Origin of the sequence: Ciceribacter sp. L1K22 (genome assembly GCF_017599385.1) — a bacterium.
Classification (GTDB): Bacteria; Pseudomonadota; Alphaproteobacteria; order Rhizobiales; family Rhizobiaceae; genus Allorhizobium.
On record NZ_JAGFPK010000002.1, the window covers coordinates 366,081 to 378,011 of the forward strand.

Below are 11,931 nucleotides of genomic sequence, written 5' to 3' on the forward strand. Positions count from 1 at the left end.
CACAGAGAAGCCTAAACCTCTCCACGCAACGCCGCCGTCCACGTTTCTCTTTCTTCCATTCTTCAATTGTCAAATAACTGACGATCGTAACCGTCACGAAAGCCTCAGGCCAAGCTTCAAGAGCCCGGCATTTAATTAGCGTTTCAGCCAATTTCAAGAGGTTTTCTCAGAGACAAGAACCAGCGTCGCCAGCAGCGCCGCCGCCCTCGTCAGTGATCGGGGTTATAGATTCGCTTTCCGGACCAGTCAACAATCGTTTTGCAGTTTTGTGAAAATTTCTTTGAAGCCATTGTTTTAACGAGTATATTCCGCACTTCTCGATTCGCGAGGCGCTTTTGCGCTCCTTTCCGGAGAGCGAACGCCTGCTGCTATCGGCAGGTCCATAAGAGACTTTGTCGGCTCCCTTAGTTTTTTCACATTCCTCTGCGCATAAGCGACCTTGTGCGAGGCGCGCACGATTTGACTCGCGATGTCCTGTCATGCAGAACTTCGAGCCGGGTCGCCAATAACCAGAACACATTGCGCTTCAGCGGGGATGACGGAATAAGTGACGATCGACCGGACCATGTTGATGTCGCTGGGCAGCGAGGCGCCGATCCTGGCCGAGGGCCACCGAGCGCCTGATCGTCGTGAAATATCGCTTCGCTGGCTCTCGGGCACATTTCTCACGGGCATCACATCATGCGTCTTGATGGGCGTTGCGCTGTTTGCAGCACTGGACGGTCGGCAGCAACTGGCCATTCCGGCCGAGGCCTATGCACTCAGTGACGCAAGTCCGGAAGTCGACGAGGATGTGAAACGAGGGGCGCGGATAACGGGACCGAAGATCGCAGCCCGCCCGACTGACAAAGCCATCCTGGAAGTGCCGACCGTCATCAAGGATGGGGAACGGGAAGTGGTGCGCAAGCAGCCCTTTTCTCATGTCAAGATGACGCTGGCCGCAAACTACGCGCCGCAGGAGACTTATCCGCCATTCGATCCCCTGGCCATTTTTGCCGCATCCGAAAATGCCGTATCCGCGCTTCGCGCCGGGGCTCTCTATGATTCCGACGTAGAGTCAGAGGTCAGCCTCAAGACTGTTCCCTTCCCCACGCAAGGCAATACCGTTCCCTTCGCGAGCGCCATGAGTTTCGACGAGGTAGAGGAGAATGTGCGGTCGAACGGCTCCGTTCTTACCGACGGTAGCACTCAGGTAGCGGCTCTCTATTACATCGATCCGCGCCGTTTTTCCTCGGATGAAGAAGACGGCCTCGATATTACGGCCGGGCTTACGGCGCGGGTTCTCGAACAGAACATGTCGGTATCGACGGCGGAGATGCCTGATCCCAAGGAGCCGGAATTCGCGGACGACATCATTCCGGCGCGCCGGGCGCAAACCATCACCGCCGCGCTCATGGCATCTGGCTATCCCGAAGATGGAGCAGCGAACGTCGAGCGGGCCGTTGCCGAGCGAGTAGGTTCTGGTGATCTCGACGAAGGCGATGTCCTGAGAGTCGGAATTCTGCAGGCTGGCGATCTCGCGCGTATCGTGCGGATCAGCGTTTATCGACGCGGCAACCACGCCCTGACACTTGCGGTAAACGACAAGAACAAGCTCGTCATCGGTGCCGAGCCACCGATGCTCGATGCCATTCACACCGTTTTCGAAGAAGGCGCTGCCCCGATTACGGCGTCGCGCGACCTTCCGCGGATTTATGACGGCATCTACCGGGCTGCCCTTTCCTACGGAATGAGCCAGGACATGACGGCGCTGGTGATCAAGCTGCTCGCCTCGAACGTCGATTTCCAGGCACAATTGAAACCGACCGACACCATAGAAGCCTTCTTTTCGGTCGCGGACTCGTCCGGCAAGGCTACCGAGGAATCCGAACTGCTCTATGTGCGCGCCCGGTTCGGCGACAACATCACCACCTTCTACAGGTTCCGCAATCCTGAGGATGGCTCGATCGATTACTACGATGAGGACGGCAAGAGCATCCGGCAGTTCCTGTTGCGTAACCCAGTCCCGAACGGACGTCTGACGTCGGGCTTCGGCATGCGGCGCCATCCGATCCTCGGTTACTCCCGCATGCATACCGGGACGGACTGGGCTGCCCCGCGCGGCACGCCGATCATCGCATCGGGCAACGGGGTCGTTGAAAAGGCGGGCTGGGCTTCGGGCTACGGCAACCAGACTATAATCCGCCATGCGAATGGCTACGAAACCTCCTACAATCACCAGAGCGCCATCGCCAAGGGCGTCCGACCCGGAGCCAAGGTCAATCAGGGTCAGGTGATCGGCTATGTCGGATCGACGGGATCTTCGACCGGCTCACACCTGCACTACGAGTTGATCGTGAACGGTACTAAGGTGGACGCCATGAAAGTGCGCCTGCCCGGCGGCAAAAGCCTCTCGGGCCAGATGCTGGCGCAGTTCGAGGAAGAGCGGAGCCGCATCGACACGCTGTTGGGCCGAGCTGATTCACAGCAAGTGGCTAGCAACTGACAAAAAGGAGGGTTGCGAAACCACCCTCCCCCACATTCATCCGAAAATCATTCAGATAGCGTCGCATGGAAGCGTCCGCATCCAAGCCAAAATCTGACGCTTACACGTCCGCGGCAGGCCGTGGCGGTGTTGCGCGGAGCGCCTTATCCGACAACTCGATGATGGGCTTCGGAGCCTCGTCTTCAGGCACCCACTCCTCGAACGTGGCCTTCGGCATCGGCGGCGCTGGCGGCGCAATCTGCACCTGTCCGCTCCGTTCGTTCCGAACGACCTCAAGCTGGCCGGTCAGGATCGCGATCTCTGCCTTCAACTGGCGAATTTCGGCTTTCGAGACTTCGGCGCTTGCCCGCAGCTGACGGATTTCCTCCTGGTCGGACTGCGCCCGGTGATCGAGATCGCGACGCATGGTCTCCATGTCGCGCTCGCGCTTGTTGCGCTGGTTCTCGGTCTCGCGAAGACGCATCGTCAGCTCGCTGACCTGAAGGCTGAGGTCGCGGCGAACGGACTCGTTCTCCGTGTTGCCGGCGCGCGCAGCCGACAGTTCCTGCGCCAGACGATCGGCGCGAAGCGTGGTCGTCGCGAGATCGGACTTCATTTCCTTGAGTTCGCCCCGGACGGCAGACAGTTCGTCCTCGGCAAGTTTGGCGCGGCCCCGCGCGGTAATCAGCAGTTTCTCCACCAATTCGGCCTTGGAGTTGACGGCCTCATATTTGGTGGACAATTGCGCCATCTCGACGGTCGTCGAACTCTGATGGTTTTCGAGTTCCGCCTGCAGGCGCTTTGCCTTTTCCTCGGCGAACACCAGTTCCTGCCGCAAGCCGGCGGCCTCTGTCGACAGGTTCCGGGCCTGCGTGTCCTGGTGCGAGAGGCTGCGCTTCAACTGGGAGCGCTCTTCGTTCAGCCGGTCTATTTCCCGTGCCTGGGCATCGGCCTCCCGTCGGGACGTCTCGACAAGCACCTGATGCGCCGTCTTCTCGTTTTCGTATTTCTCGCGGAGCTGTGCGAACTCCCGGTTACGCTGATCGAGGTCGTGATGCGCACGTCGAAGGAGCGATGCGGTTTCGTCGTACTGCGCGATCCGCTCGTCCAGCTCGCGGGAAACATCCCGCAGGCGGGCATGCACGACCTCCAGATCGTTGGAATTCGCGTCGAATTGCGCCTGTAGCTTGATCAGCTTTTCCCGGTTCTGGTCCAGCTCCAGCCGCATCTGGCTGTTTTCGCTGCGCAGTTCTTTGTTTTCGGCGGAAATTTGCTGGTTTTCGATATCAAGACGGCGACGCGCCGTCGTTTCATAATCGAGAAGAGACGCGATCCGGGCACGTTCGGTCCGCAATTCGGACAGTTCCGCCAGCGCCTCGCCGTGCGCCTTCAGCAAAGAGGACACTCGATTCTGCAGACTTCCAAGCCCTGATAGCAGATCTTCGGAAGACAATTCGCTCTCGGCGACAACGGCGCCAAAGCTCATCAGATCCTGGAGTTCGCCCCGCTCCGCCTGCTGCCCGGCAGAGGCCGACGCAATTTTTCCTTGCTCTTCAACGCGACGAAAAAAACCCATGACCATTGCGCCCCACTCCCGGCCCAGTGTTAAATTTCAACTAACAATAATCAAATTCCGCATGTCCCGCCTTTAAGTCCGTCCAAGGACCTAGGTTAACGTAGGATGAACGCGCTCCTCGCCGCCGTCAAAGGGAAGTTGCAGACAAAGCGCTGTGTTCACAGAAAAGAATGAAGCGACCCGCCTCTAGCGATGGTTGCACAGGATGCTGGACTGGGGAGCGATAGCATGTCCGCGTTCCGCATCTGCAATATTGCGGTCGTTCTGATGGTCGTTCGGAACCGGATGATGCGGCATGATTATTCTGCTTCCGCTATGACAAGATCGACGGTTCCGACACCATCAATACCCCCGTGAAGCCGATCTCCGGCTACCACGGCACCGACACCAGAGGGGGTGCCGGTATAGATGAGGTCACCGGGCGCGAGATGATAGAAATGCGACAGGTGGCTGATGATCTCCGGCACCGACCAGACCATGTCGGAAATCAGCCCCTCCTGCCTGAGTGCATCGTTCACGGTCAGCCAGACCCTCGGTTTCTCGATGTTACCCACATCCTCGGCAGCGGCAATTTCCGAGATGATCGCCGACTGCTCGAACGCCTTCGAAAGATCCCACGGCTGGCGCTTTTCCTTCGCCTTGTTCTGCAGGTCGCGCCGTGTCATGTCGAGCCCGACTGCGAAACCGAACACCGCGTAGGCCGCCTCTTCGACCTTCACCCTGAACGCCGGTTGCCCGATCGCGACGACCAGTTCCACCTCGTGATGGAGGTCACGGGTCCCCGGCGGGTAAGCGATCGAAGCGCCTGAAAGGGTCAGCGCCGTCGCTGGCTTGGTGAAATAGAACGGCTCCTCACGGTCAACCTCATTGCCCATCTCCGCCGCATGAGCGGCGTAGTTTCGGCCGACGCAGAAGATCCGGTGAACCGGATAGCCGTCCTCCCTGCCTTTGATCGGCACGAGCGGGGCAACGGGAACGGAAAACATCGGCTTCATAGACGGCCCTCCAGCCAAACAGTCTGCAAATTGTCCGACAGGACTTCTCTTCATCCCTGACCGTACGTCCATAAACCGAGCTCTCCCGCGCGCCAAGCCATCTGTTCTGGTAAAGGAGACCTTCGGCTTTCGTAGGGGGCTCCTTTTTATTGGCGTCAATTGCGGGTAGAAATGGCTGCTGGGGAGCAGTGGGGAGGCTAGGCGCAGATGCTTGAGATCTATGAGATGCCGGGACACTTGGTGCGACGACTGCATCAAGCCGCGGTGTCGCTGTTCATGGATGAGACGGGGAAGCGCGGCTTTGACCTGACGCCTGTGCAATATGCGGCACTCGCCGCGATCCAGACGCGACCCGGCCTCGATCAGGCGACGCTGGCGAGCCACATAGCCTACGACCGTGTAACAATCGGCGGGGTCGTGGATCGCCTGGTTCAGAAGGATCTCGTCCGCCGCGAGATCAGCAGCACAGACAGGCGGGCACGCGAACTCTACATGACCGACAAGGGCTTGAAGACCCTGGAAGAGATAAGACCGCTCGTCCGTCAGATGCAGGAGACGCTGCTTGAAGGCCTCGATGCCGACGAGAAAGAGCGGTTTGTCGCGCTGTTGCGCAAGGCTGCGGATGCTGTGAACGACCGTAGCCGTGCACCTCTGAAGATGAGCTGAGCTCGTCCCTACCCCGTAGTTCTCGGTATTGAGGTGCACCTCGATCAGCAGTTGAGGGCGGCGCGGCACAAGGGATCGGCCCAGATGCCCGCCCGTTGAAGAATTGCCTTTTGCTGCAGCGTTTTTAGTTCGGCGCTGGATATGGCACGCGCAAACCCCGAGCCGACCAGTTGTTCAGCGACACTGTTCGTGCCGACCCGACAACTCACCAGTGTCACGTATTTGCTGAGAACCTCGGTGTCACATTCGAGATAGCGCCCGAATATCGTGCTTCTCAGCAGAGCCCTTGCCTGGGCTCCACACACGAAGCGCCGTCCGTCGTCGGCCTTGCAAAGCCGTTTGGGATCGGGAGCAATGACATCCCGGATGAGATAGACGCTACCATCCATCGTGAAGGACATGCCGTCGAAAAAGCTCGTGCGCGGCTTAACCCGAAACCCGGAGAGATAGTGGTCGGCTGGACCGGGTATACGTTCGTAATCCTGGGTCGCTCGGTCGATCCGAACAGGTTTGTCCGTCCATATTGTTGCGTCGTCGCCTGAATACGGAAGCAAGGGAGCAGCCCAAACCGGCGACGCAGAAAGCGCCGACGCCAAAAAGCGCAGAGCAATACTTTTCTTTGACAACATCCGTGGCTACGATCCCGGCGGTTTCTCTATCGCTTTCTGTTCGGGATGTTAACTGACCAATGCTTTCGCTTTCACGAAGACCACGGGATCTCGCCTTTGCCGACAGAATCTATTTTCGTCCCGCCCCTCTCTTCCACGGAACTCTCGCCGGCATTTGATGTTTGTCGATTGTCACCTCGCCGCCTCACAAGGAGACGTCCACTCCAGCCCCTCCCAAGGACGATGGATCTCCGGAAGCGGTACGAAACGCTGGTGCCGCACCAGCAATCAAAAACAGGAAAGGTACTAGCCCAATGACCAGAAAGATCGTTCCCGTGATCATGGCCGGCGGCAAGGGAACACGGTTGTGGCCGCTCTCGCGCGTTGCCGCAGCCAAGCAGTTCATTCGTTTTCTGGGTGAGGAAACCTTGTTCCAGAAGACTCTTGCCCGCGTCGCGGACCCGTCACGCTACGAACCCGCCGTCGTGATTACGAACGACGAATTTCGCTTTCTCGTCGCGGAGCAGGCACGCGAGGCCGGTTACGACCTTTCGGCGATCGTTCTCGAGCCGGTGGCGCGCAACACAGCCGCCGCTGTAGCGGTGGCGGGACTGGTCGTCGCCCAGAAATTCGGCGATGACGCCCTGATCCAGATACTGCCCTCCGACCATGAGATTAAGGTCGACGACACCTACAAGGAATGCGTGGCGACCGCTCTTGAAGCAGCGGAAGCAGGCAATCTGGTGACGTTCGGCATAAGCCCGACGGAGCCGGCAACCGGCTACGGCTACATCGAGCGCGGGGAGGCATTGCCGTCAGGTGCTTACAAGGTGGCGCGTTTCGTTGAGAAACCGCCGCTCGACAAGGCTGAAAAGATGCTGGAGGCCGGCAAGTTCTATTGGAACTCCGGGATGTTCCTGTTCACCGCCGGCAACATCATCGACGAATTGCAGGCGCATGCACCGAACGTGCTGGAATCCGCCCGACAGTCAGTCGAGCTGGCCAAGGAGGACCTCGATTTCATCCGCCTCGATCCCGATGCATTTGCACAGAGCCCCAGCATCTCTGTCGACTATGCGGTTATGGAAAAGACCCGGAATGCGGCGGTTGTCCCCGCTGCGATCACCTGGTCCGATCTCGGCAGCTGGGACGCCATCTGGAAACTGGGCGATCAGGACGGAAGCGGCAATGTGGTGGTCGGCAACGCGACGGTGGTCAACAGCCGCGACTCCCTGGTCATGTCGCGTAACACACATCTGGCGGTGCAAGGCATGGAAGGTATCGCTGTTATCGCCAGCGAAGACGCCGTCTATGTCGGTCGGCTCGACGAGAGCCAGGAGGTCGGCAATCTCGTCAAGAAGCTGGCATCGGAGAAGAAAACCGAATACCTGACCGAAACCCATCCGACATCGTTGCGGCCCTGGGGTGGCTACACGTCATTCCTGCAGGGCGATCGTTTCCAGGTGAAGCGGATTTTCGTCCAGCCGGGGAAGAAACTGTCGCTCCAGAAGCATCACCACCGCGCCGAACACTGGATCTGCGTCAAGGGTACGGCCGAGGTCACCATTGATGGCAAGACCACCGTTCTCCACGAAAACCAGTCAACCTACATTCCTCAGGGCGCCGTTCACAGACTCGGAAATCCCGGCAAGATTTTGCTGGAGATGATCGAAATCCAGACCGGCTCCTATCTGGGCGAGGACGACATCGTCCGCATCGACGACGAGTTTGGCCGCACCTGATAGGGCGAGTTCGGTTTTTTCTTGCGGGGCGGCGTCTACCCGGGACACCGCCCTTTTTGTCCTATTTGCGCAAGAGCCTTCTTGAGCGAGAGGCGTTTTTCTGATAATGACTGTCCGGTCAGTCACAGGAATACGCGATGTCCAAAACCTCCCGTAGACGCCGGGATCCCGACGAACGAAAAGCTGAGATTCTCGCAGCCGCCTTCGCGCTTTTCTCCGAAAAGGGATTTGCTGCGACACGTATCGAGGATGTGGCCGCCCGCGCCGGTATCGCAAAAGGCACGGTTTACCTGCACTTCCCAGACAAGGAAGCACTCTTCACCTCGCTGACTGCCGGAATGGCTTCTCCGATCCTCGCAAGCATGGCGGATCTGGCCGGCAGTGAAGACGCCCCGTCCAAGATCATCGTGGCGCGCCTTTATGATCTTGCTCGGAAGGAAATCCTTGGCACGGACAGAAGACACATGCTGCGGCTGCTGATTTCCGAGGGACCGCTCTTTCCAAGCGTTGCCGAATTCTACCATCGAAACGTCCTGAGCGTCGGCCTGGGATTCCTCCGCCGGGTCCTTGAACGGGCCGCCAGTCGCGGAGAACTGCGCAATCCTGGCGTAGCCTCCATGCCCCAGATCGTGTTCGCGCCTATCCTGATGACAGTCATCTGGAGCTCGCTCTTCGAACCTTATGAAAAACTAGACGCCGAGGCGCTGTTCAAAACCTTCCTCGACACGCTGTTTCTTCCCGACACAGGAGAGGCATAATGAGACGTGCAGTCATTCTGGCCGGCGTCGTTGTCACCGCTTTTGCCCTGATGCCGATGGTTCTGCCGAGCAAAGGCCCCAAAGCCTATCAGGGCTGGATCGAAGCCGATCTGCGTTTCATCGGCGCCGAAGGGGCCGGCAGGCTGACGCAGGTCGCGGTCGCCGAGGGAGAGCCGGTCGAACCGGGCACCCGACTCTTCAGCCTCGATGATGAATCTGCCCAAGCGCTGGTTGCCGCCAGGCGTGCCAGTCTGGAAACGCTGGCGGCACAATATGAACTGGCTCTCTCGGCCCAGAAGCGCCCCGAGGAAATCGAAATCCTGAAGGCGTCGCGACGACAGGCAGAGGCTCAATTGTCGCTATCGCGGCAGGAACTGACCCGAGTAAAGGCGTTGGCCTCGACCGGCACCGCGACACGCGCCAGTCTGGACGCGGCGATCGCCGCCGAGGCAGCCAACCAGGCAGCGCTCGACAACGTCCGGGGACAGATAACGCTGGCAGGACTGTCGGCCAGGAACGAGGCGGTCCGTCAGGCGAAGGGAGCGATGGATGCTGCAGCCGCCGAACTCGCTGCAGCGCAAGTTGCGCTGGAGCGGCTTTCCATCGATACACCCGCCGCTGGCATCGTTCAGACGCTCTATTATCACGTCGGCGAGGTCGTACCGGCGGGTCGCCCCGTCGTCTCGCTGCTGGTGCCGGAAGACATGCGTGTGCGATTTTTCGTCAGCGAAACCGAGATTGCCGGCATCGCGCCTGGACAGACGGTCCACGTGACCTGCGATGGCTGTCAGCCGATGGATGCCCGCATAAGCTTCGTATCGGAACAGGCCGAATACACGCCGCCCGAAATCTATAGCATGGAGGAACGCGCGAAACTCGTTTATCGGGTCGACGCAACCCCGAACGATCCGAGGCAGTTGCGCGCCGGAATCCCGGTCGATGTCTCGCTCGGCCAGATGGATCAACAGCGATGACCCCGGAGACACAGGAGCGCCCGGTTATCGAGGTGTCGAACCTCACCAAGCGCTTCGGTGATCGCACCGTGGTGGACAACCTCTCGCTCACAGTCCGCAAGGGAAGCATTCACGGGTTTCTCGGGCCGAACGGCTCCGGCAAGACAACCACCATCAGAATGCTATGCGGCCTGCTGACGCCGGACGGCGGCAGCGGCACATGCCTCGGCCACGACATCCGCACCGAAGCCGACCAGATTCGGCGCCGGGTCGGCTACATGACGCAGAAATTTTCGCTCTACCAGGATCTGTCAATCCGGGAAAATCTGGAGTTCGTCGCCCGCGTCTACAATCTCGACGCTCCGAAGCAAAAGGCACGCGATGCGATCCAGCGTCTTGGCCTGTCGGGTCGCGAAAACCAGTTGGCCGGCAATCTCTCCGGCGGTTGGAAACAACGTCTTGCGCTTGGAGCCTGTATCCTGCCAGGGCCCGACCTGCTGCTTCTCGACGAGCCCACCGCCGGCGTGGACCCGAAGGCGCGGCGTGAGTTCTGGAGCGAAATTCATGCCCTCGCAGCCGAGGGGCTCTCGGTTCTCGTGTCGACGCATTACATGGACGAAGCGGAACGTTGCCACGAGATCGCCTACATGGCCTATGGCAAGCTCCTCGTTCACGGCACCGTCGAGGAGGTAATCGCATCGACGGGCCTTCATACCTGGAGCGTCTCCGGCCCCGACCTTCATCGGCTTCAACAACAGCTTGAAGCACAAGCCGGCATCGATATGGTCGCACCGTTCGGAACCAGTCTCCACGTTTGCGGACGCGACGAAAGCGCGCTCAATGCCGCAATCGCACCCTATCGCCGGCAGGATGGTCTTCATTGGGAGCCCGGCAAGCCGACGCTCGAGGACACCTTCATCGAACTGATGAACCGCTCCAAGGATAACTTCCAATGAGTTCCGAGCGTTCAAACAACGGTTTCGTCCGCCGTTTCTGGGCCATGACGGTCAAGGAGTTCATTCAGATGACCCGCGATCGCGTCACGCTTGCGACGATGATCATGATCCCCGTGCTGCAGCTCTTCCTCTTCGGCTTCGCCATCAACACCACGCCGCATCATCTTCCGACCGCAATTCTGATGCGGGAGAACACAGACGTAGGCCGCTCCCTCGTCGCCGCACTCGAAAACACAGACTTCTTCGATATACGCGGCGTATTGACCCGGGCCGAAGACATGGACCGACTTCTTGCCTCCGGCGCGGTGCTCTTCGTGGTCGAAATTCCGGACGGCTTCGAACGCTCGGTTCGCCGGGGAGACAATCCCGCGCTGCTGGTCGCTGCCGATGCCACCGATCCCGTCGCGTCGAGTTCGGCGCTGGGCGCGCTTTCCGGCGTTGTCGCCAGCGCGCTTGAGGGCAATCGCCACATCGCCCTCGCCGAACCGAGTAAGCCGCCTTTCACGATCATCCAGCACCGCCGCTACAATCCGGCGGGTTCCTCGACACTGAACATCGTCCCCGGTCTGCTCGGCACGATCCTGACAATGACACTGCTGATCTTCACGGCGCTCTCCGTCACGAGGGAAGTCGAGCGTGGCACTATGGAAAACCTCCTGTCGATGCCAATCAAGCCGATCGAGATCATGCTGGGAAAGATCGCGCCTTATGTGATCATCGGCCTCATCCAGGCACTCATCATCATCGGCGCCGGCTATTTCGTCTTCGCCGTTCCCATTCTCGGCAACCCGCTTACGCTCGCCTGCGTCACCGGCCTTTTCGTGATATCGAACCTGTCGATCGGCTACACCTTCTCCACGATCGCCACCAACCAGTTGCAGGCCGTGCAGATGGCAATGATGTTCTTTTTGCCGAATATTCTTCTGTCCGGTTTCATGTTCCCGTTCGCAGGCATGCCCCAATGGGGCCAATGGATTGGCGAGGCACTGCCGCTGACGCATTACATCCGGATAGTACGCGCCATCATGCTCAAAGGCGCCTCCATCGACGTCCTTGCCTATGATGCCGGAGCACTGGCGCTTCTGACGCTGATCGCCATGACGATTGCAGTTCGCCGTTTCCGCCGCACGCTGGATTAACGTCGGTGAGGACTGCAAGGAGCGTCGTGCGCCTTGCTTTATGTCGCTGCATTGCACAAGATCACTCCCAGCCC

The 11,931-nt window shown here is 59.5% G+C and carries 10 protein-coding genes; 7 read left to right on the forward strand and 3 right to left on the reverse strand.

Translation table 11 applies throughout. The annotated features are described in order from the left end of the window. Window positions 1-547: 547 nt before the first annotated feature. Window positions 548-2,485 (forward strand): peptidoglycan DD-metalloendopeptidase family protein, encoded by a 1,938-nt coding sequence (locus J5J09_RS19745; protein WP_208553941.1) that lies wholly within the window; start codon window positions 548-550, stop codon window positions 2,483-2,485. A 100-nt stretch (window positions 2,486-2,585) separates the two neighbouring features. Here the strand turns inward: J5J09_RS19745 and J5J09_RS19750 are convergent, their stop codons facing one another. Both J5J09_RS19750 and J5J09_RS19755 read right to left on the reverse strand, forming a co-directional pair. Then, the gene (locus J5J09_RS19750; protein WP_246746024.1) at window positions 2,586-4,040 is read right to left on the reverse strand and encodes a hypothetical protein; all 1,455 of its coding nucleotides are present in this window, start codon (window positions 4,038-4,040) and stop codon (window positions 2,586-2,588) included. Between the two features lie 299 nt (window positions 4,041-4,339). Further along, window positions 4,340-5,035: a fumarylacetoacetate hydrolase family protein gene (locus tag J5J09_RS19755; RefSeq protein WP_208553943.1), complete on the reverse strand. Its 696-nt coding sequence runs from the start codon at window positions 5,033-5,035 to the stop codon at window positions 4,340-4,342. Window positions 5,036-5,242: 207 nt separating this feature from the next. On the opposite strand from J5J09_RS19755, the gene J5J09_RS19760 reads away from it, so the two are divergent. Next, on the forward strand, window positions 5,243-5,701 hold the full coding sequence (locus J5J09_RS19760) for a MarR family transcriptional regulator (RefSeq protein ID WP_208553944.1): 459 nt from the start codon (window positions 5,243-5,245) through the stop codon (window positions 5,699-5,701). Between the two features lie 44 nt (window positions 5,702-5,745). On the opposite strand, the gene J5J09_RS19765 is transcribed toward J5J09_RS19760, so the two are convergent. Beyond that, window positions 5,746-6,330 (reverse strand): hypothetical protein, encoded by a 585-nt coding sequence (locus J5J09_RS19765; RefSeq protein ID WP_208553945.1) that lies wholly within the window; start codon window positions 6,328-6,330, stop codon window positions 5,746-5,748. A 293-nt stretch (window positions 6,331-6,623) separates the two neighbouring features. Between J5J09_RS19765 and J5J09_RS19770 the strand changes: the two genes are divergently transcribed. The 5 genes from J5J09_RS19770 to J5J09_RS19790 all read left to right on the forward strand — a co-directional run bounded on the left by J5J09_RS19770 (window position 6,624) and on the right by J5J09_RS19790 (window position 11,857). Further along, complete coding sequence (locus tag J5J09_RS19770) at window positions 6,624-8,051, forward strand: mannose-1-phosphate guanylyltransferase/mannose-6-phosphate isomerase (protein WP_208553946.1); 1,428 nt, start codon at window positions 6,624-6,626, stop codon at window positions 8,049-8,051. A gap of 137 nt (window positions 8,052-8,188) precedes the next feature. Beyond that, window positions 8,189-8,809: a TetR/AcrR family transcriptional regulator gene (locus J5J09_RS19775; protein ID WP_208553947.1), complete on the forward strand. Its 621-nt coding sequence runs from the start codon at window positions 8,189-8,191 to the stop codon at window positions 8,807-8,809. Beyond that, window positions 8,809-9,783: an HlyD family efflux transporter periplasmic adaptor subunit gene (locus J5J09_RS19780; RefSeq protein ID WP_208553948.1), complete on the forward strand. Its 975-nt coding sequence runs from the start codon at window positions 8,809-8,811 to the stop codon at window positions 9,781-9,783. Before J5J09_RS19775 ends, J5J09_RS19780 begins: the two co-directional genes overlap by 1 nt. After that, window positions 9,780-10,718 carry an ABC transporter ATP-binding protein gene (locus J5J09_RS19785; protein WP_208553949.1) on the forward strand — a complete coding sequence of 313 codons (939 nt, stop codon included), beginning with the start codon at window positions 9,780-9,782 and terminating at the stop codon, window positions 10,716-10,718. The genes J5J09_RS19780 and J5J09_RS19785 overlap by 4 nt, the downstream gene beginning before the upstream one ends. Then, window positions 10,715-11,857, forward strand: a complete 1,143-nt coding sequence (locus J5J09_RS19790; protein WP_208553950.1) for an ABC transporter permease — start codon at window positions 10,715-10,717, stop codon at window positions 11,855-11,857. Before J5J09_RS19785 ends, J5J09_RS19790 begins: the two co-directional genes overlap by 4 nt. Window positions 11,858-11,931 lie beyond the last annotated feature (74 nt).